Source organism: Novosphingobium rosa NBRC 15208, from assembly GCF_001598555.1.
Taxonomy (GTDB): domain Bacteria; phylum Pseudomonadota; class Alphaproteobacteria; order Sphingomonadales; family Sphingomonadaceae; genus Novosphingobium; species Novosphingobium rosa.
In genome coordinates this window covers 1-20,345 of record NZ_BCZE01000037.1, presented here as the reverse complement: position 1 = coordinate 20,345, position 20,345 = coordinate 1, and the positions used below count along the sequence as shown (strand labels likewise).

General features: G+C 65.1%; 20 protein-coding genes. 12 read left to right on the top strand and 8 right to left on the bottom strand.

All coding sequences use genetic code 11. From position 1 onward, the window contains the following. Positions 1-47 precede the first annotated feature (47 nt). Complete coding sequence (locus SR3_RS14875) at positions 48-758, top strand: SDR family NAD(P)-dependent oxidoreductase (RefSeq protein WP_068087555.1); 711 nt, start codon at positions 48-50, stop codon at positions 756-758. Between the two features lie 46 nt (positions 759-804). Continuing rightward, the gene (locus SR3_RS14870) at positions 805-1,029 is read left to right on the top strand and encodes a tautomerase family protein (protein ID WP_068087551.1); all 225 of its coding nucleotides are present in this window, start codon (positions 805-807) and stop codon (positions 1,027-1,029) included. Here the strand turns inward: SR3_RS14870 and SR3_RS14865 are convergent, their stop codons facing one another. After that, positions 1,030-1,899, bottom strand: coding sequence for a hypothetical protein (locus tag SR3_RS14865; protein ID WP_068087546.1), 870 nt, complete (start codon positions 1,897-1,899; stop codon positions 1,030-1,032). Positions 1,900-2,070: 171 nt separating this feature from the next. Between SR3_RS14865 and SR3_RS14860 the strand changes: the two genes are divergently transcribed. Continuing rightward, positions 2,071-2,721, top strand: a complete 651-nt coding sequence (locus tag SR3_RS14860) for a DsbA family oxidoreductase (protein ID WP_068087542.1) — start codon at positions 2,071-2,073, stop codon at positions 2,719-2,721. Positions 2,722-2,740: 19 nt separating this feature from the next. Here SR3_RS14860 and SR3_RS14855 read toward each other — a convergent pair whose 3' ends face one another. Next, positions 2,741-3,694, bottom strand: a complete 954-nt coding sequence (locus SR3_RS14855; RefSeq protein ID WP_068087538.1) for a DMT family transporter — start codon at positions 3,692-3,694, stop codon at positions 2,741-2,743. A 173-nt stretch (positions 3,695-3,867) separates the two neighbouring features. On the opposite strand from SR3_RS14855, the gene SR3_RS14850 reads away from it, so the two are divergent. The 7 genes from SR3_RS14850 (at position 3,868) to SR3_RS14820 (ending at position 12,680) form a co-directional block, all read left to right on the top strand. Continuing rightward, positions 3,868-4,581, top strand: a complete 714-nt coding sequence (locus SR3_RS14850) for a GntR family transcriptional regulator (protein WP_068087535.1) — start codon at positions 3,868-3,870, stop codon at positions 4,579-4,581. 86 nt (positions 4,582-4,667) lie between these two features. Then, positions 4,668-5,987 (top strand): NAD(P)/FAD-dependent oxidoreductase, encoded by a 1,320-nt coding sequence (locus tag SR3_RS14845; RefSeq protein WP_068087532.1) that lies wholly within the window; start codon positions 4,668-4,670, stop codon positions 5,985-5,987. A gap of 28 nt (positions 5,988-6,015) precedes the next feature. Next, on the top strand, positions 6,016-7,353 hold the full coding sequence (locus SR3_RS14840) for an MFS transporter (protein WP_068087529.1): 1,338 nt from the start codon (positions 6,016-6,018) through the stop codon (positions 7,351-7,353). A 25-nt stretch (positions 7,354-7,378) separates the two neighbouring features. Beyond that, positions 7,379-8,290, top strand: a complete 912-nt coding sequence (locus tag SR3_RS14835) for a dihydrodipicolinate synthase family protein (protein WP_068087526.1) — start codon at positions 7,379-7,381, stop codon at positions 8,288-8,290. Further along, a complete protein-coding gene (locus tag SR3_RS14830) occupies positions 8,283-9,770 on the top strand; it encodes an aldehyde dehydrogenase (protein WP_068087523.1) in 1,488 nt (495 codons plus the stop codon). The genes SR3_RS14835 and SR3_RS14830 overlap by 8 nt, the downstream gene beginning before the upstream one ends. A 157-nt stretch (positions 9,771-9,927) precedes the next feature. Beyond that, complete coding sequence (locus tag SR3_RS14825; RefSeq protein ID WP_157098866.1) at positions 9,928-11,280, top strand: hypothetical protein; 1,353 nt, start codon at positions 9,928-9,930, stop codon at positions 11,278-11,280. A 62-nt stretch (positions 11,281-11,342) separates the two neighbouring features. After that, positions 11,343-12,680 carry an MFS transporter gene (locus SR3_RS14820; protein WP_068087517.1) on the top strand — a complete coding sequence of 446 codons (1,338 nt, stop codon included), beginning with the start codon at positions 11,343-11,345 and terminating at the stop codon, positions 12,678-12,680. A 6-nt stretch (positions 12,681-12,686) separates the two neighbouring features. Here the strand turns inward: SR3_RS14820 and SR3_RS14815 are convergent, their stop codons facing one another. The 4 genes from SR3_RS14815 to SR3_RS14800 all read right to left on the bottom strand — a co-directional run bounded on the left by SR3_RS14815 (position 12,687) and on the right by SR3_RS14800 (position 16,868). Then, a complete protein-coding gene (locus tag SR3_RS14815) occupies positions 12,687-13,013 on the bottom strand; it encodes a hypothetical protein (protein WP_068087514.1) in 327 nt (108 codons plus the stop codon). A gap of 131 nt (positions 13,014-13,144) precedes the next feature. Further along, a complete protein-coding gene (locus tag SR3_RS14810) occupies positions 13,145-13,813 on the bottom strand; it encodes a FadR/GntR family transcriptional regulator (RefSeq protein WP_068087685.1) in 669 nt (222 codons plus the stop codon). A gap of 245 nt (positions 13,814-14,058) precedes the next feature. Beyond that, complete coding sequence (locus SR3_RS14805; protein ID WP_068087511.1) at positions 14,059-15,816, bottom strand: chloride channel protein; 1,758 nt, start codon at positions 15,814-15,816, stop codon at positions 14,059-14,061. A 92-nt stretch (positions 15,817-15,908) separates the two neighbouring features. Further along, positions 15,909-16,868: a bifunctional helix-turn-helix transcriptional regulator/GNAT family N-acetyltransferase gene (locus SR3_RS14800; RefSeq protein WP_245653932.1), complete on the bottom strand. Its 960-nt coding sequence runs from the start codon at positions 16,866-16,868 to the stop codon at positions 15,909-15,911. 132 nt (positions 16,869-17,000) lie between these two features. Between SR3_RS14800 and SR3_RS14795 the strand changes: the two genes are divergently transcribed. Further along, positions 17,001-17,534, top strand: coding sequence for an NADPH-dependent FMN reductase (locus tag SR3_RS14795; protein WP_068087508.1), 534 nt, complete (start codon positions 17,001-17,003; stop codon positions 17,532-17,534). On the opposite strand, the gene SR3_RS14790 is transcribed toward SR3_RS14795, so the two are convergent. After that, entirely contained in the window at positions 17,531-18,382 is an 852-nt protein-coding gene (locus SR3_RS14790) for an exonuclease domain-containing protein (protein ID WP_068087504.1), read from the bottom strand. The two genes, SR3_RS14795 and SR3_RS14790, sit on opposite strands and share 4 nt — an antisense overlap. A 51-nt stretch (positions 18,383-18,433) precedes the next feature. Continuing rightward, positions 18,434-19,213: a class I SAM-dependent methyltransferase gene (locus tag SR3_RS14785; protein ID WP_068087678.1), complete on the bottom strand. Its 780-nt coding sequence runs from the start codon at positions 19,211-19,213 to the stop codon at positions 18,434-18,436. A gap of 87 nt (positions 19,214-19,300) precedes the next feature. Between SR3_RS14785 and SR3_RS14780 the strand changes: the two genes are divergently transcribed. Then, positions 19,301-19,738 carry an Rrf2 family transcriptional regulator gene (locus SR3_RS14780; RefSeq protein WP_068087500.1) on the top strand — a complete coding sequence of 146 codons (438 nt, stop codon included), beginning with the start codon at positions 19,301-19,303 and terminating at the stop codon, positions 19,736-19,738. Positions 19,739-20,345: the final 607 nt, after the last annotated feature.

The window sequence follows — 20,345 nt, the reverse complement described above, 5'->3', positions numbered from 1 at the left end:
CCAAGGCCCTAAATCCCGCTCCACATCATCCTACAGGAGCAGTGACCATGTCGGACCATCAGAAAGTGGCTATCGTGACCGGGGCCTCGCAGGGCCTTGGCGCAGGTATCGTGCAGGCTTACCGGGCGCGCGGCTGGCGCGTTGCCGCCACCTCACGCTCGATCCAGCCGTCGAGCGATCCCGATCTGTTGACCATCCCCGGCGATATCGGCGATCCGGCAACCGGCCAGCGCGTGGTAGCGCAGGCCATCGCCCAATTTGGCCGCGTCGACACGCTGGTCAACAATGCGGGCATCTTCGTCGCCAGCCCCTTCACCGATTACACCGAGGACCAGTATCGCCAGAAGCTGCACACCAATCTCGACGGTTTCTTTTTCATCACGCAGGCCGTGATCCCCGCCATGCTGAAGCAGGGCGCGGGGCTGATCGTGCAGATCACCACCACGCTGGTCGATCAGGCGCGCTCCGCCGTGCCTTCGGTGGTCGCCTCGCTGACCAAGGGCGGTCTGGACGCCGCCACGCGCAGTCTGGCCATCGAATATGCGTCGCGCGGCATTCGCGCCAATGCGATCTCACCCGGCATCATCAAGACGCCGATGCATGCCCCCGCCACTCATGAAGCGCTGGCCACCATGCATCCCATGGGCCGGATGGGCGAGATTTCCGATATCGCCCGGGCGGTGATGTATCTGGAAGACGCGAGTTTCGTGACGGGCGAAACGCTCCACGTCGATGGCGGCATGATCGCCGGTTTCTGAGTCTTCGCAAGGGAGCCCCGCCTCCCGCCCCCAAAGGATCACCATCATGCCCATCGTCACCGTGCAGGTTACCCGTCAGGGCACCACCGCCGCCGCGGACCGCACCACCACCTTGCAGAAAGCGATGATCCACAAAGGCGTCAGCGATCTGCTTCAGCAGGTGCTCGGCAAAGACCCCGACGACACCTTCGTCATCTTTCAGGAGATCGAGCTGGAAGACTGGGGGCGCGGCGGCCTGCCGCTTCCGGAATGGCGCCAGAGCAAGCGCTGATCACACCCGCTGGTCGATCTGCGGCGTCACCGCACGCACCATCACCGCCAGAGATGCGGTCGAGGATGCGCTCGGCACGAAGGCGGCGGCGATGCTGACCGCCGCCGCATAGGGATCGGGATCGACATAGGAGCCATGCAGGACACGCCCATTGCCCAGATGCGTGACAATGGAACCATCCTGCAGGGCATCCAGCTGCCGCTTGGCGTCGATCATCCCGGCCAGCGAGGTGGTTTTGGCGCTGCGCAGATCAACCGGTCGGTCCCATTGGTCGGTATAGGTGGAATCATCGGAGGAGCCCGAGGGCGCAGCCTTGTTCATCACCCCCTGCATCAGCGCCAGAAAGGAAACCTTGCCGTCCACCTTCGCCGCCGGACTCTTCGGAGGCGTCGTGCCCGGAGCGCTGGCCTCTCTGGCCTTGAGGGCGGCGGCCCCGTCCATCGCCTTGCCCAGATCGCTGTTGAAACGGTTCACCAGATCGACAAGCGCGGTGTTGGCATTGAGCGTCTTTTCCAGCCAGGCGCGATCCTCGTCGCTCAGCGCGCTGGAGATCACCTTGATCCCGTCCTTGCCGCCGGTGAAATCGAAGGTGGCGTCGGCCAGATCGGGCCGCTGAGCAAGGATGCTCTGAAACGCCGCCGTGATCGTGTTGGCCAGATCCTGCGTGTCCTGAGCGACCGCACCCTCCGCCTGCCATTGGGCGTAGGTGTCGGTCTTGGTGATGTCGAAGGGCTGGACCTGCTTTGGCTGGAGCGGCGCCACATCCGAATCGCTCTGGGCAGCGGCATTCGATGTGCCCGCCGCGAGGGCCGACAGGCTGGCGGACAGTCTGGGAATCGCGAAGGGAGAACTGCTGCTGATGCTCGTCATGGGCCAATCCTTTGCCATGGCCAGAACGGCATAAGAGCCTGCTGCTTCAGGATCCGCCTGATTTTATACGGCCTTTTTAGGCTCCTCCCTCCTTCTTCCTGCCGCGACCATCGCATTCCCCGGATCGCGCCCTATATCGACCATCCCCCCAAGCGAGAGAAAGCCCTTCCCATGCCTCCCAGCTTCAAGATCGATGTCGTCTCGGATGTCTCCTGCCCGTGGTGCGTGATCGGGATCAAAGGGCTGGAAGCCGCGCTCGAGCGCATGGGCGCCAGCGTGGAGGGCGGGCTCCAACTCCACCCCTTCGAACTCAACCCGGATATGGGGCCCGAGGGCCAGAATCTGGGCGAGCATATCGCGCAGAAATATGGCTCGACGCCCCAGCAGTCCGAAGCCAACCGGGCGATGATCCGTGAGCGCGCTGCGGAATTCGGCTTCACCATGGCCATGTCGGGCGAGAGCCGCATCTACAACACCTTCGACGCCCATCGCCTGCTGCATTGGGCGCGCGCAGAGGGCAAGCAGGAGGCGCTGAAGCTGGCGCTGTTCGAGGCCTATTTCACGCGGCAGCGCAATGTGAGCGACCATGATGTGCTGCTCGATGTGGCCGGGTCGGTCGGCCTCGACACCCGGCGCGCGCGGGAGATTCTGGAGAGCGACACCTTCGCCGCCGCCGTGCGCGAGGAAGAGGATCTGTGGCGCCAGCGCGGCATCAACAGCGTGCCCGCCATCATCGTGAACGAGCGCTATCTGATCAGCGGCGGCCAACCGGTCGAGGTCTTCGAGCAGATGTTGCAGAAGATCGCGAGCGAAACCGTCTGAGGCTAGGGCGGTTCACCGGTCAATGCTCGGCCAGCAGGGGCGCATGCCCCTCCCGGGGGCGATGGGCCGCCAGACATGACAGCACCGAGGCGCAGACCAGCACGATGGCCAGCCCTTCGAACATGGTGGGCCAGCGCTTCTCCCACAAAAAGCCGTAGAGCAGCGCGAAGAGGGTTTCGAACAGGATCATCTGCCCCACCATCGTCAGCGGCAGCAGGCGGCTCATGCGGTTCCACAAGCCATTGCCGATGATCGAGGACAGCAGCGCGATGCCGGTGCAGACCCCGGCGAACATCAGCCAGTCCCGCGCGGTTTGCCCCATGCCTTCCCAAAGCAGCGCGGGCGGCACCAGCAACAGGGCCTGAGCGCCGGTCATCACCCCGATCAGCAGGCTCCAGTCATGGCCGGAGAGGCCGTCCAGCCGGGCCAGCCAGCGGCTGTTGCCCACCGCGAAACCGGTCCATGACACCAGCGCCCCCACCGCGCAGGCAAAGCCGCCGATCTGGGTGAGGAAGGAGGCGCTGCTCGCCCGGCCCAACGCTTCCCACGCAATGCAGGCGATGCCCGCCACGCTGAGCGCCAGCGAAGGCATCAGTCTGGGCAGAGGCACCGCGCCCTTGCTGCGGCTGCCGATGATGGTGACCGTCACGGGCAGAAAACCGATCACCAGAGAGGTCATCGCCACCCCGCCCATCTGCACGGCGCTGGCCAGCAGCACGTAATAGAGGATGTTGCCCAGCAGGCTGAGCCAGGCCAGCGCGATCCATTCCCGGCGCCCCAGCAAAGGCGCGATCCGCCGCCAGTGGGGCGCCAGCAGCGCCAGCGCGAAGACGCCATAGGCCAGATAGCGCCCTGCCGAGAGCTGCAGCGGCCCGAAGTGATTCGCAACGTCGGGCACCACGAAGACCAGCCCCCACAGCGCCCCTGCCGCCATGCCGAAGGCGAGCCCCAAGGGGATGTTTTTCGATGACATTTTTACGTCCCCATGGCGCGAATCAAAATCTGTTGCGCGCCCTATAGACGAGATGCCTTCTTTCAGTCTATGCAATGTCTACAGATTGTATTTCGACTCAGATCGCCGTCAAAGTTGCCCTAAAAGCGACGACATGGAGAAAGCCGCCCCACCCGGGCGGTGGAGAGGCAGGTATGAAAGCGCCAGACATGATCGAGGCTGCCGCGCAACCTCAAGACCGCAAGGCCGTCCTGAATGACAGCCTGCGCCGCCGGATCGTGACGATGGAGCTGGCTCCGGGCGCGGTGGTGGATGAGGTGGCGCTGGCCGATGAATTCGGCCTCTCGCGCCCGCCAGTGCGTGAACTGATGCGTCAGCTGGCCGCCGAAGGCTATCTGGAGCTGGAGCCCAACCGCCCCGCCCGCGTCTCGTCCATGAGCTATCAGTCGCTGCGCAATTTCTTTCTGGCCGCGCCGTTGCTCTATGTCGCCACCACCCAGTTGGCGGCCACCAACGCCACAACCGCCGAGATCGACGGGCTGAAGGACATTCAGCGCCGCTTCCGCATGGCGATCGAGGCCGGCGATGTGAACGAACGCGTCCATTACAACGATCGCTTCCACTTCGCGATCGGCCAGATGGCGCATAACGACTATCTGATGCCCAGCCTGCGCCGCCTGCTGATTGACCATGCCCGGCTTGGCATGACCTTCTACCGGCATCCGCCCACGCAGGAGATGCAGGACAGCCTGCGCTCCGCCGTCGAGCAGCATGACCAGATCATCGAGGCCATCGCCAGCCGCAGCCCGGATCGCGCCGGCATGCTGGTGCGGGCGCATTGGGATCTCTCGCGCCGCCGCATGTCCGATTACGCCACGCCGGAGGGGCTGGACATCCCGCTCAGCTGATCCGTCTCCGCCTCATTTCCTTTCAAAACTCGCTGCCCATGGCACCGCCGAGGTGTCGAGGCACGCCCTTGTCACGAGTTCCTGCCATGCATACCGTCAAAGACCTTCCCGCTGACGATACCGGCTGCGGCTGGTATCATCTCAGCCCCAGGCGCACCCCCAAGGCGCCGCATCAGGGCGAAAGCCATGCGCGCTGGGTGATCGTGGGCGCGGGTTTTACGGGTCTGGCCGCCGCCCGCCGTTTGGCCGAACGCTTCCCCGCCGACGAAATCCTGCTGATCGAGGCGCAGGAGGTGGGCTTTGGCCCCTCGGGCCGCAACGCCGGTTTCGCCATCGACCTGCCGCATGACATTGGCGCGCCTGATTACATCGGCGATATCGACACGGCCAAGCTGGTCCTCAAGCTGAACATGACCGGCCAGAACCACCTGAAAGAGGTGGTCGCGCAGCATGGCATCGATTGCCAGATGCGCGCTTCGGGCAAATATCAAGGCGCCGTGGAGGATCGCGGCATCGCCATTCTCGACGCCTATCGCGGCGGTCTCGACAAGCTGGGCCAGCCCTATGAGGTGATCGAGGGCAAGGATCTGCCCGATCACATCGGCACGCATTTCTACCGCAAGGCGCTCTTCACCCCCGGCACGGCGCTGATCCAGCCCTCGGCCTTGGTGAAAGGTCTGGCCGAGACGCTGCCCGCCAATGTCACCCTGTATGAAGGCACGCCGATCACCGGCGTCGACTATGGCCGGAAGCTCACGCTGACCCATGCCCGTGGCCGCATCATCGCCGACAAGCTTTTGCTGACCACCAATGCTTTCGGCATGGCCTTCGGCTTCCTGAAGAACAGCTTCGTGCCCACCTTCACCTACGGCAGCCTGACCCGCGTGCTGACGCAGGACGAACAGGCCCGCTTGGGCGGCAAGGATTTCTGGGGCCTGATCCCCGCCGATCCCATGGGCACCACCCTGCGCCGCACCGCCGACAACCGCCTGCTGGTGCGCAACAGCTTCGCCTTCATCCCCGATGGCCGCGCCCGCCCGCGCTATCTTGAGGCGTTCCGCAAGCAGCATCGCATCTCTTACGACCGCCGCTTCCCGATGCTGCCCGATGTCGAGTTCGACTACACTTGGGGCGGCGCGCTGGCCATGGCGCGCAACCATCAGTCGCAGTTCGGGCAGCTGGCCGACAATGTTTACGGCGCGATGGGTTGCAACGGCCTTGGCGTCACGCGCGGCACCGCGACCGGTCTGCTGCTGGCCGACTGGCTGGCGGGCGAGCGCAGCGAGGTGATCGACTTCCTGCTCGCCTCGCCCGGGCCGAACCGCAATCCGCCGCGCCCCTTCCTCGACATCGGTGTGAACGCCAGCTTCGCCTGGGGCCAGTATCGCGCCGGTCTGGAACGCTAAGCAACCACAAGACAACGGGAGAACAACCATGCTTATGAAGGGCCAAACCCTCGAAGACATTCCGCTCAACCGCTTCCACAAAAGGCTGACCGTGCGTTCTGGCGGCGGCTCCTTCGTGGATGGCTATGTGCTGAGCATCATCGGCGTCGTGATGGTGCAGATGGCCGACGCGCTACATGTCGACAGCCTGTGGCAGGGGCTGATCGCCGCCTCGGCGCTGATCGGCATCTTTTGCGGCGGCATGGTCGGTGGCTGGCTGACCGATCATTTCGGGCGCAAGCGCGTGTTCTTCGTGGGGCCCGTCCTGTTCATGGCCTTCTCCATCGTCCAGCTGGTGATCTCCGCTGGCTGGCAGCTGTTCGCCTGCCGCTTCATGCTCGGCGTGGCGGTCGGCATCGAATATCCGGTGGCCACAGCACTGCTGGTGGAATTCCTGCCCAAGACGGCGCGTGGCCCCCGGCTGGCCACGCTGACCATCCTGTGGTTCGCGGGCGCCGCCTGCGCCTACATCATGGGCAATGCCATCCTGCAGTTCGGCGGGGCGCAGGCCTGGCGTCTGGCGCTGGCCAGCACCGCCCTCTTTGGCCTGATCCTCTTCGTGCTGCGTCTGGGCACCCCTGAATCGCCCCGCTGGCTGATCAGCAAGGGCCGCCGCGAGGATGCCGACCGCATAATCAAGCAGGTTTTCGGGCCTCAGTATTCCATGGCCGATCTGGCCGCCGAGCCCGAGCGTTCGAACATCTCGCTCTGGGGCCTGCTGAAGGCCGGTTACGGCAGCCGTCTGGCTTTCGTCTCGCTGTTCTGGACCTGCTCGGTGATCCCGGTCTTCGCGGTCTATGCCTTTGCGCCCAAGGTGCTGCTGGCGCTCAACCTCCATGGCGAGATGGCGGCGTTCGGCTCCATCGCCATCACCCTGCTCTTCGTGGTGGGCTGCATCATCGCCACCGGCCTCATCAACGGCATCGGCCGCCGCCCGATGGTGATCCACAGCTTCCTGTGGTCGGGGCTGGCGCTGCTGGGTCTGGGCTATTCGGCCGATGCCTCGCCGCTGATGATCCTGCTGCTGTTCGGCAGCTATGCGGTGTTCATCGGCGGCGCGCAGGTGCTCCAGCTGGTCTATCCCAACGAGATCTTCCCCACCGAAATCCGCGCCGTGGCCGTGGGCTTCGGCACCAGCTTCTCGCGCATCGGCGCGGCGGCGGGGACGTGGCTCGTGCCGATCTCGCTCGACCGCTACGGCATCGGCGTGACGATGTACATCGCGGCAGGCGTGACGCTGGTCGGCCTGATCGTCTCGCTGGCGCTGGCGCCCGAGACCCGCGCACTCAATCTCGCCGAAGCCTCGGCCCTCCCCAACCGTACCTGATCCCCCCTTTCAACGGAGACGTTCCATGAAGTTCGAAGGCATCTACACCCCGGCGATCACGCCGCTGACCGCAGACAACCAGATCGACTGGCCCGCTTTCGACGCGGTGCTGGAGCATCTGATCGCCAGCGGTGTGCATGGCATCATCATCGGCGGCTCGACCGGCGAATATTACGCCCAGACCACGCAGGAGCGCCAGCAGCTGGCCGAGCGCACCCGCAAGGTGATCGGCACCCGCCTGCCGCTGATCGTGGGCACCGGCGCCATCCGCACCGAGGATGCCGTGGCCTTCGCCCGGCACGCCAGCGAGATCGGCGCCGACGCCATCCTCGTCACCACCCCGCCCTACGCCCTGCCCACCGAGGCTGAGATCGCCGCCCATGTGCTGGCCGTGGACGCCGCCGCCGATCTGCCGATCATGCTCTACAACTACCCCGCCCGCATGGGCGTGAGCATGGGTGATGATTTCTTTGCCGCCATCAAGGGCACGAAGAACATCCAGTCGATCAAGGAAAGCTCGGGCGATCCGATCCGCTTGCACCGTCTGGCCCGTAACTATCCCGAAATCGCCCTCTCCTGCGGCTGGGACGATCAGGCGCTGGAATTCTTCGCCTGGGGCGCCACCAGCTGGGTGTGCGCGGGGTCCAACTTCACCCCCGCCGAGCATGTCGCGCTCTATCAGGCCTGCGTGGTCGAGGGTGACTTTACCAAGGGCCGCAAGATCATGTCGGCCATGCTGCCGCTGATGGACTTCCTTGAGAACGGCAAGTTCGTCCAGTCAATCAAGGCGGGCAGCGAATTCATCGGCCTGAAGACCGGCGGCGTGCGCGCGCCGCTTCAGCCGCTGAATGCTGACGAGAAGGCCGAACTGGGCAATGTCATCACCGCGCTGAAGGCCGAAGTCGCCGCCGTCACCAAGGAGAAGGTTCTTGGCTGAGCTGCTGTCCAAGGCCGAATACGCCACCATAGCCGCCGGGCTGGACACGCCGCGTCAGGCCTTCATCGATGGCGCCTTCCGCGACGCCATCGGTGGCGGCACCTTCGAGACCACCAACCCCGCCACCGGCGCCTCGCTGGGCCAGATCGCCGCCGGTGACAGCCGCGATGTGGACGCCGCCGTCGCCGCGGCCAAGGCCGCTTTCGAGGATGGCCGCTGGTGGAAGCTGGCCCCCTCGGAGCGCAAGCATATCCTGCTGCGCTTCGCCGATCTGCTGGAAGACCACAGCCACCAGCTTTCCGTGCTGGAAAGCCTCGACAGCGGCAAGCCGGTCGCCGAATGCGAGACGGTGGACGTGCCCGAGACGATCCACACCATCCGCTGGCATGCCGAGCTGATCGACAAGGTCTATGACAACACCGCGCCGGTCGGCAACAATGCCGTTGCTCTGGTGGTGCGTGAGCCCATCGGCGTGGTGGGCCTCGTGCTGCCGTGGAACTTCCCGCTGCTGATGTTGGCGTGGAAGATCGGCCCCTCGCTGGCGGCGGGCTGCTCCATCGTGGTGAAGCCTGCGGCGGAAACCACGCTGACGGCACTCTATGTGGCTAAACTGGCGCAGGAAGCGGGCATTCCGGCAGGCGTCTTCAACATCGTGCCCGGCAGCGGACGCGAGGTGGGCGAGCCCATCGGTCGCCATGAGGACATCGCCATGGTCAGCTTCACCGGCTCGACGGCAACGGGGCGCAAGTTCCTGAGCTATGCGGCGGAATCGAACCTCAAGCGTATCGTGCTGGAGCTGGGTGGCAAGAACCCCGCCGTGGTGATGGGCGATGTCGAAGATCTGGACGCCGTGGCCGAGCATATCGCGGCCGGCGCTTTCTGGAACATGGGCGAGAACTGCTCGGCCTCCTCGCGGCTGATCGTGCATGCCAGCATCAAGGATGCGCTGCTCGACCGTGTGGTAGAAAAGCTCTCCGACTGGAAGCTGGGCGATCCGATGGACCCGGACAACCGTCTGGGCGCGCTGGTGAGCAAGGCCCATTTCGAGAAGGTGAAGACCTTCCTCGATGAGGCCGACAAGGCTGCTGTCCGCGTCGGCGGTGGCACGCGGGATGGCGTGTTCGTCGAGGCCACCATCGTCGACGGGGTGAAGCCCGCAGACCGCCTGTTCCAGGAGGAGGTCTTCGGCCCGGTGCTGGCCGTCACCACTTTCGAGACCATCGATGAGGCCATCACCCTCGCCAATGACACGATCTACGGTCTGGCCGCCTCGGCCTACACCGGCAGTCTGAAACACGCGCTGCGCCTCTCGCGCGAGATCCGCGCCGGCGTGGTGACGATCAACTGCTTTGGCGAAGGCGACATCACCACGCCCTTCGGCGGCTACAAGCAGTCCGGCTTCGGCGGGCGCGACAAGTCGCAATGGGCGCATGACCAGTACACCGAGATCAAGACCATCTGGATCGACGCCTCGGCATAAGACGCAAGGCCTTCCGTCCCCTCGTCGTGAGGGGGCGGAAGGAACCACCACACGCAGGCCGTAACGGCCAAAGCCCCGCGCTGCGGGGCACGGGGAGGCTTTGCCCGAAAACGGGGGCAAGCCCAACGATAGAACACGCCTTGGGGAGGGTATGACCATGATTGCCACTGTTACGCTTGCCGCTGCCGCCACGCTGGCCTCGCCTGCGCTTGCTGCTGATGTCGCGCCTGAAACCGCCGCGGCCGAGGTGATGATCGATCCCGCACCGCTGCCTGCAGCGCCCGTGATCCAGAACACCGCCGAGCCTTCGCGCTTCTCGCCGCCGCCCGCCAACACGGCGGCCGCCAAGGTTGCCGCCGCCGATACGCCGGTGGACAGCGCGGGCAAGCTGAAGCTGGGCGGCGCTGTGCGTGGCCGCTACGATCTGCGCTTCAACGATGCCAATGGCGCGGGTGCGCGCAAGACCTCCAGCCACCTCTCCTTCGACACGGTGATCCTGAGCGCGGATTACGATTCCTCGAAGTTTTTCGCCTCGGCGCAGTACCGTTTTTACGGTGGCAGCTTTCTCTACGGCAAAGCCTCGGGCTATCAGAATTACCCCGGCGAGATCAGCTTTCCAGTCTATGCCTATGCAGGGGTCAAGCTGGACGCCAAGAACAAGGTGGCTTTCGGCCTGCAACCGGTGCCTTTCGACGACCAGTTCTTCGGCTCATCCTTCCTCAACAGCCTCGGCTTCGTCTATGGCATGGAGGAAACCTACAATGTCGGCGCCACTTTCGCGCATAACGGCAAGCGCCTGAGCTTTGCCGGCGGCTTCTTCCCCGCCCCAGCCCCGGCCGCTTTCGGCATCAGCGCGGACAGTTCGCGCTATTCGGTCAATATCGTGAAGGGCGACAACGGCCTCGCCAACGGCTCCAGCAATGCCGAGCGCAACATGGGCATCGGCAATGTCCACTACAGGCTGATCGCCAACCCCAACAGCAGCCTGACCGTGGCAGCTTCGGCATGGATTTCGGAAATCCACAATTTCGACACCGGCCTCAACGGCGCGCGCCACAGCTTCGCGCTGAGCCTCAAGGCCACGCAAGGCCCCTGGCATGCCGCCGCCCGCGTGGCGCGTCAGGACATCTGGGCCCGTAATCCGGGCAACCGGGAGGTGGTTTCGGTGGGCGATTACGACGGCGCCTACAACATCGCCGCCCATGGCACGCTGGTGTTCGGCGAGGTTGGCCGCAGCATCGATACCGGCAAGCTCCCGGTGAAGCTGGACCTCTATGCCAACTATGCCCGCTTCCTCAAGGATGCGGCGGGTTTCAGGGACACCACCCGCGTCAATGTCGGCGCCTATTGGACCGACAAGGCGCATCAGCGCATTCGCGTCTGGACCGAAGCGCTGATCGGCCAGAACGATCCCAACATCGGCGCGGGCCAGTTCTCGCAAGGCGCGGCCATGGGCGGGGACAATCGCACCAAGGTCTCGTTCCTGTGCATCTTTGGTTACTACTTCTGAACCGCACATCACCCCGCTCACGCTCTGGCCAGCTCCACGCATTTCACGGATAAGGATTCTTCATGACATCATCCGAAACACCGATCAGGATCGAGGATGTGGCGGTGAACCGCTTCCACCAGCATCTGACCCTGAGCGCCTGCATCGGCTGGTCGATGGTGGGCTATATCGTCAGCGTGATCGGCGTGGCGACCATCCCCATCGCCTCCGAGCTGCACTTGAGCGGCAATGAGCAGGGCATGGTCGCCGCCATGGAGCTGCTGGGCGTGTTCTTCGGCGGTTTTGTCGGCGGCGCGCTGACCGGGCGCTTCGGGCGACGCCGCCCCTATGCGTTGGGGCCGCTGATCATCCTTGCCGTCTCGCTCTCGATGTATTGGGTGCAGAACAGCGCGGTGATGGCAGGGCTGCGGGTGTTCTCGGGTCTGGCCGTGGGCATCGAATACACCTCGGCGGGATCGTTGCTGACCGAATTCATCCCGCAGAAGAGCCGGGGTTCGCGCCTCTCGCTGCTGACGGTGATGTGGTTTGCGGGGGCGGCCCTGGCCTATATCGTGGGCACCACGGCGCTGAAAATCTGGGGTCCGGAAGCATGGCGCCATATCATGGCCAGCCCGGCGCTGATCGCCATCACCATGCTGCTGCTGCGCCTGGATGCGCCGGAATCGCCGCGCTGGCTGCTGAGCAAGGGCCGCCGCGACGAGGCCGACCGCATCATCAAGAAGGTCTATGGCCCCACCTTCTCGCTGGCGAATCTTGGCGAACATGCGCCCGCCGGGGCGATGCGCTTCCTCGATGCGATCCGCGCCGGTTACGGGCCGCGCATCCTGTTCGTGGTGGTGTTCTGGGCCTGCGCCGTGGTGCCGATGTTCGCGCTCTATGCTTTTGTGCCGCGCCTGTTTTCCGCGCTGCATCTGACAGGCGACATGGCCTCCTACGGCTCGATCGCCATCACCTTGCTGCTGGCGGTGGGCTGCGGCCTCGCCACCGGGCTGATCGACATCATCGGGCGGCGCACGATGATCATCGGCAGCTTCCTGTTTTCCGGGCTGGGCTTGCTGGGGCTGGGGCTGTTCCCAGATGCGCCGGGCTGGATCGTGCTGACGCTGTTCGGCATCTATGCCCTGTTCATCGGCGGCGCGCAGGTGCTGGAAATCGTCTATCCCAACGAGCTGTTTCCCACCGAAATCCGCCCCGCCGCGGTGGGCTTCGGCGCGTCTCTGGCGGCGCTCAGCTCTTCGGCGGGCACATGGCTGGTGCCGGTGGCGCTGGAGTGGATCGGCATCGGCCACACCATGCAGGCGGCGGCGGCCATCACCTTTCTGGGTCTGGCGATCTCGCTGTTGCTGGCGCCCGAAACCGCCTCGCTCAGCCTTGAGGAAGCCGCTTCGCTGAAACGATAGGATGCTCTACCGGCCCAGACTCTGCATGAAGGTGTAGACGCCATGGGCCGTCGCATCCAGCGAGGCGGAGGGCTGCTGCCCGCAGGCCTGCCTGACCGCGGCCAGCATGCCCTCGGCATTCACGCTCTGGCCCACGCCCGGGTCGCTGCGCGTGTTGAGCGCCGTGAAATAGCCCAGCACCCAGGCCTCGGACATGGCTTCGGCGTTACGATTGCCATAGGCCGAGGCGCAGCTGGTCGCGCCAATACCAAAGACCTTGAAAGCGTGCCCACCGCCGGGTGGAGCAAGAGAAGGCCCGGCCTGGGCCGCGATGAGTAGTGTCAGGGCGAACATGCTTTCTCCATCACGTTTCAAGCAGCCCTTACCATGGAATGGATTATCTTCCATAGGTTTACTCTTCGGCTGGTCGCGTTGTTCATTCCCTTTTCATCAGATGATACCCATGCATTCATAGGCATCTTGCCTCAGCCCTCGTCGCGCCGCGCCTGATCGATCAGCTGCATCACCTCATGCACGATCATCGCCATGGCGGCATGGGCGTTGGCGGTGTCGCCCGCCTTGATGGCGTCCATCACCGCCTTATGCGCCGGAAGGCTGGCCTGCCGCCCGGCGAAGCGGTTGGTGAAGACGATCGACTTTTTCAACGCCGTGCCCACCACATCGCGGAACTGCGCGTAAAAGGGATTGTTCGAGGCTTCCAGAATGGAGACATGGAAGGCGATATCGGCCAGCAGGCCGTCCTCCTCACCGCGCTCGGCGGCTTCCATGCGGCGGTAGGCGGCCTCGATCAGCGCCAGTCCCTCGCCCGAGGCGTTGCGCGCGGCCAGCTCCGCCGCCATTGGCTCGATGGCGACGCGCAACTGGGTGAAATGGGCCAGCAGCTCCAGCGAGAAGGCGCGCTCCAGCAGCCAGCGCAGCACATCAGGGTCGAACAGGTTCCACGAGGTTTCCGGCTGGATGCTGGTGCCCTGACGCGGGCGGGCCGTGAGCAGGCCCTTGGCGCTCAGCATCTTGGTGGCCTCCCGCGTGACCGAGCGGCTGACGCCATAGCTGTGCGCCAGATCGTTCTCGGTAGGGAAGGATTTGTGGCTGAACTCGCCCGTCACGATGGAGCGGCCCAGCGCATCGAGCATGCTCTGCGTCAGATTGCGGCCAGCCCGGCCCTGCCCGGCCACGGCCTCACCGGCATCCTCGCCCGCCCCGTCATTCTCCAGCGCCTCATCGTCATCATCAAGGTCATGGCGCTGGGTCATGCGTGTGTCCTGTTATCGAGCCCTGTTATCGAACCAGGCCCGGCGTATCATCCATCTTCCCTATAGCGGTGACGATAGGGTTAACACCATCGTCATCAAGGTCGCATAGTCCTCGATCCTCTCCCCTACATTTCACCGAACATGCGCTTCTGGTCAGCCTCGATCTCCTCCAGATAGCGGCGGCGGGCATGCTTTTCGCTCAGCACGCCCACCACTTGGCCTTCGGCATTGACCACCGCCAGCTCATCGGCCCCTGCCTCGTCCAGCGCGTCGAGAATGGCGCGAATGCCCATGGCCGGCATCAGCACCTTGTCTTGCAGCCGCGCCACCGTCTCGATGGGCAGGTCGGGGTCCAGCGTGGCGGCATGGGCTGCCGCCATCGGGATGATCCCGCCATAATGGCCGCTTTCATCCACCAGAACCACCTTGCTGACCGACCCTGGAGGCACCGTCTGGCGAAACACGCCCACGCTGGTCCCGGCCTGCACCGCGGTCCAGTCACGGCGCATCATCCGCCCGGCGGTCAGCGTGGTCAGCCAGCCGATGTCACGCGGGGAACGGATGTCCGAGCCGCGCACATGCAGCCGCCATGTCGAGAAGGAATAGCCGAAAGCCTCCCGCGTGATCGCGCTGGAGACCAGAGCGGCGGTCAGCACCACGCCCATCAGCGCGAAATCATGGGTGATCTCCAGCATCAGCAGGGCCAGCGTCATCGATCCGCCCACGATGGAGACGCTGAGCGCCGCCATGCCCACCAGCGCGGCATCGTTGGGATCGATGCCGAAGCCCCAGAGATTGGCCACCTCGCCAAAGGCCTGCCCCGCCAGCGAGCCGAGAAACAGCGAGGCAAAGAACAGCCCCCCGCGAAAACCGCTGGCCAGGGACACCACAGACGCCGCCACCTTCAGCGCCAGCACGCCCAGCAGAAAGGCGATCGGCGGCTTCAGCGCCAGATCGAGATGCAACGCCCCATGCCCCGCCGACAGCGCCTGAGGCGAGACCCAGGCAATCGGCATCAGCAGCAGCGCCCCGGCCAGCGGTCGCCACGAGCTGGAGCGTGTTATCGCCTGCATCACCCGCTCGGCGGCGGTGACGAGGCGCATCACAGCAATCCCCAGCCCCGCGCAGAGGAGGCCCAGCAGCGCATAGGCGACATAGTCCCCCAGAGTGATCATGCGCACCGCCGTGGTCGCCATCAACCACGGCTCGGGGCCCAGCGCGCGCATGATCGCGGCGGCCACCAGCGAGGCGGTGATCACCGGCGCCACCGCCGCCGTGCCATAGGTGCCGATCACGATCTCGAAGGCATAAAAGGCCCCGGCCAGCGGCGCTCCAAAGGCCGCGCCCACCCCCGCTCCCGCTCCCGCCCCCACCAGCGTGCGCAGATCGGCGCGGCGCAGATGCACCTTCTGCCCCAGCCATGAGGCAAGGCCCCCGCCCAATTGCGCATAGGCCGCCTCCAGCCCCACCGAAGCGCCGCAGCCGTTGGAAATGACGGTCTGGGCGCCGATCACCAGATTGTCGAACATGGCGATGCGCCCGCCATGCAGCGCATTAGCCTCCACCACGTCGACCGGCGTGCGCCCGCGCAAGGCCAGCCAGCGGTTAAGGCCGATCAGCGCCAAAGCCCCCAAAGGCAGGGCCAGCAGCCTCCAGGGATGGCGGATCGAGGCCAGCGCGCTCAACCGGTTGATGGTCACGCCATAGAAAAGATGCTGCAGGCCATGGGCCAGCCAGCTCTGGATCAGCGTGGAAAGCCCCGCCAGAACGCCCACCGCCGCCGCCAGCACGATGAAGGCCGCTTCGCTGGCGCGCAGCCAGCGCCGCACCGCGATGATGCCCTGCCGCAGGCGATGATGTCTGGGCAGTCTGGCCAATCGCATGCGCAAGCTTACTCCTCTTCACCGCACGCCGGGGCCTGACCTCCTTAGGATCAAGGCCCGGCAAGCGGAAGAGCCTATGCGCCGGGCACGCCCTACCAGCGGTAGAGCATCGCCACATTGCAGCGCTCATAGCGTGCGCCGTAACGCTCCATGATCGCCTCGGAATGGACGAAGCCCAGCTTTTCATAGAGATGGATCGCCGCTTCGCATGTGCGGTTGGTCAGCAGATAAAGCGTCTCGATCCCCATGGCGCGGGCCCGGTCCAGCGTGGCGGCCAGCAGGAATTCGCCCGCCTTGCGCCCGCGCGCCGCCGCGCTCACCCCCATCTTGGTGAGTTCGAACACGCCCTCCTCCATGCGGATCAGCGCGCAGGTGCCCACCACACCGGCATCGGGCGTTTCGACGAAAAGGATCTCTCCGCCCCGGTCGAGGATCAGTTCACGCGGGCGGGTGAGGATCTGGATATCGTTCTCCTCCAGCGTGAACATGGCCTGCACCCATTCGGCGTTGATGCGATAGAAGGCCTCGGCCAGATCGTCGGCGTAGGGGCGGATGGTGAGCGCGGGCGGCTGCGACAGCACCCGGCTTTCCAGCGACTGCCGGTCCAGCGCGGCCTCCATCTGGCCGATCTGGTCGAGGAAGGGGCCTTCCAGCCCCGCGCACAGCACCTTGACCGCCGCATCGACGCGCGGCCAGACGCTGACCGTGCCCTGCGCCATCATCGCCTGCCCGGCGCTGGTGAAGCGGATGGTCTTCTGGCGCTGGTCTGCGCCATCCCGCGTGGTGTCGAGCAGGCCCATCTCCATCAGCCCGCCCAGCGTGCGGGTGACCACCGGCTGGCTGATGCCCAGCACCTCCGCCGCCTTGCCGACGGTCAGCGGGCCATAGCGATGGATCGCGGCCAGCATGGGGAATTGCGCGGGCTGGATGGGCAGCCCCGCCTCGCGGATGATCCGCGCGGCATCGGCCTGAAGCCTTTCCGCCAGCCTTTTGAGGCGGCTGCCGAGGAACAGGTCGCCATAATCCTTCAATACATCTGCGTCTTTCAACACGTCTGCCATCATACGCTCCGAATCTATATATCATGGTATATATCCAGCTATGATGTCTGTCCATGGCCCAGCGCATCGATCCGCGCTAACAGATGGAAAGACCCGATTTTTCCGATCCTGTGGTGGCATGTCATGAAGATTCTCGCCCTGTCCGGCAGTGGACGTCTGGCCTCGACTAACACTGCCATGCTGCGCTCCATCGCCGCCAGCGCCGCGGGCGAGCATGAGATCACGGTGTTCAGCGACGTGGCCGCATTGCCCGTCTTCACGCCGGATCTGGAGGGTGATGCCCTGCCCGCCCCGGTGCGGCGCTTTGCCGATCTGATCGCGGCGCATCAGGCGCTGATCATCGCCAGCCCGGAGTATGTCAGGGCCCTGCCGGGCGGGCTGAAGAACGCCATCGACTGGCTGGTCTCACGGCAGGAGATCGTGGGCAAGCCGATCGCGCTGGCCCATGCCTCGTATCGCGGGGATGACATGCTGGCCCAGTTGCGCCTTGTGCTCTCCACCGTGTCAGACCGCTTCAGCGAGGGGATTTTCCTGCGCTTCAAACTGGTCAACATGACGCCCGAAGAGATTGACGAAACCCTGCGCCATCCCGATCATGCCACGCAGATCCGGCGCTTCCTCTCCGATCTGGCGCGGCACGCCTCCGCGCCGATCTAGCCGCCGCGCTGCAACCGGGCGCGCAGATCCTTTTCGGTGATGATCTCGATAGGCCTGCCTGCCCCGCGCAGCGCGACAGCCTTGCGATAGGGCTCGCTGGTTTCGGCCCAGCGCCCGTAAGGCTGCTTGGTGGCCACCACCAGCATGCTGGTGGTCGAGCCGACCGAAGCGACAATCCGCCCGCCCGCGCCCGCCAGATGTTGGGCCAGCGGCCCGTCGCGCGGTTCGCCCAGCAGAGCGATGCGCTGGCCTTTCAGCGGGCCCTCCAGAGCGGCGGCGGGAGGCTGGGCCTTCTTGCGGTCGGGCTTGGCCATCCAGCCTTTGAGGTCAATGCCGGTATGCTCGATGGCCTTGACGATCACCATGCCTGCCGCGCGCGCATCGCTCAGCGCATCGTGATGGCGGTGCTCGATCCCCAGAAAGGCGGCCAGCCGGTTGAGCTTGTGATTCTCCAACTGAGGCCAGGCGTGCTTGGCCACCCGCACGCTGTCGAGCCACGCGGTGGCGATCTCGGGGCAGTCGCTCACCCGGCAGGCAGCGGCCAGAGCGCCCTTGTCGAACCAGGAATGGGCCACGGTGATCCGCCCGCGCAGATGGCGCTCCACGATGGCGTGGATGTCGGCGAAGCCGGGCTGCCCCGCCACATGCCGGGGCGTGATGCCGTGGATGCCGATGTTGAAGGCGGAGAACTCGTCGCGCGGATCGACCAGCGTTTCATAGGAGAAAACCTCCCTCCCATCCCGGAAGCCGACAATGCCGATCTGGCAGATGCTGCTGACCCGCGCGCAGGCGGTTTCCACATCGACAACGACGAAATCGGGCTCATGCAGAGGATTCGAAAGGTTCATGGCAGGCCCATAGCAAACCGCCCGCCAGGATCGAAGCCCGGGCGCGCGACCTTAGCGCCGCGCGACAGCGATCAGCGCTGTCGAGGGAATGGGCAGCACCGCCCGATCACCGGCCATGCGCCGGACTTCGGCCACCACGTCGGCCTTTTCGGCCTCGCTCAGGCTGGCCCAGTCCGGGGACATGCCGAAGAGCGTGTCGGGCTCGGCCAGCGCGGCAACCTCCAGAGCGTAATCATGGGTGACCGCTTCGATGTGGGAATCGCCAAAGCCCGCCGCCAGCAGTTCAAGGGCGAAATCCTCCGGCTTGCTCAGCGCCTGCACCGCCTCGGGCATGGTCATGGCCTCACGCTCGGGGAAGAGCTTGCGCCGCACCTGCCCCAGCAGCAGGAAGGTCGCCGCGCCCCGGTCCTGCCATGTGGCGACCACGCCATAACCACCGGCACGCGTGACACGCGCCATCTCCGCCAGCCCCTTGCGCCAGTCGGGAAACATGATGACGCCGAAGATCGAAAAGCTGGCGTCGAAAGAGGCATCGGGCAGATCGAGCGCCTGCCCGTCCATCACCCGCGCCTCGACATTGGGCAGACCGGCCGCGGCGATGCGCGCCACCATGCCGGGCGAAAAGTCGGTCGCCAGCACCTGAGCCCCGCTCCGCGCGGCGGCCAGAGACAGGGCCCCCGTGCCCGCCGCCACGTCGAGAACACGGCTGCCGGGCCGCAGCGGCACGCGCGCCAGCGCGGTTTGCGCATAGAGGCTGGTGAAAGGATGGGCCGTCTTTTCGTAATGAAGGGCAGCGGTATCCCAATGATCGGGGTTCTCGAACTCGTGCATGGCATGCCTTTCGCGAATCATGTAACTTTATAGGTATCGTGATTGAGCACCCTTGCCAATCCGCGCCATGCCGGACAAGGATGAACCGTGCGCAATGACAGCCGCCTTTCCCGCATGCTCCATGTGCTGCTGCATATGGCGCGCCATGACGGCCCCATGACCTCCGAGGCGATCGCGCGGATGCTGGGCACCAATCCGGTCGTGATCCGGCGGACCATGGCCGGGCTGCGCGAGGCGGGCTATGTCCGTTCCGAAAAGGGCCATGGCGGCGGCTGGGCGCTCTGCGCGGATCTGGGCAAGGTGTCGCTGCTCGATGTGCATCGCGCGGTCGGCGGCCCGCGCATCTTCGCCATCGGCCATGAGCACAAGAACCCCGATTGCGCGGTGGAGAAAGCGGTCAATGACGCGCTGGAGGATGCGCTGCAGGACGCGCAGGCGCTGCTGATCGCCCGGCTCGGCGCGGTCACGCTGGCCCAGTTGGCGCAGCAGTTCGATGCGCATTGCAAGGCAGCGCCCCTGTCATAATCGATCGATAAGGGAAGAACCGCCCATCCTTGCGCACGAGCGCGCCTGCAGGCCGGCGCCCCTCCACAAGGGTCGCTTTCGCCTGCAAAAACAATACCATTCACGACAGGTATTGGATTTCATACAGCTGTAATAATTGTATGTTTTAATAATTTACAATACCAATCTATCTTTCGTCTTGCAATGGACTTGACTTAACTCTCATTTTCCATGACAGTAATGTGACAAAACCACTGCCGATCAAAGGCGAACCAGGACCGGTAAGGGAGCCGGATTTCGTACCCACACGATCATGCCAAAGCAGGCTGATCGCGACGCTTCGTCAGGGCTGACCTGCCCGGCTCAGGCTTTCCATCCGAAAGCCGCGCGCCGGCAGGAAAAAGACGAGATGCATCGCGCCACCGGCCCGCCGCAGCATGAACCGACGCCGTGTCTGATCCAGTTGCGAAGCCACACAGGGGGGAATACATTCAATGACCAGAACCACATTGCTGCACAGCTGCGCCTGTCTGGCGCTGACGCTGAGCGCCACACCCGCTTTCGCGCAGCAGGACGCCGCCGCGCCCGACGCCGCCAGCCAGCCCGCCGATATCGTCGTCACCGGCTC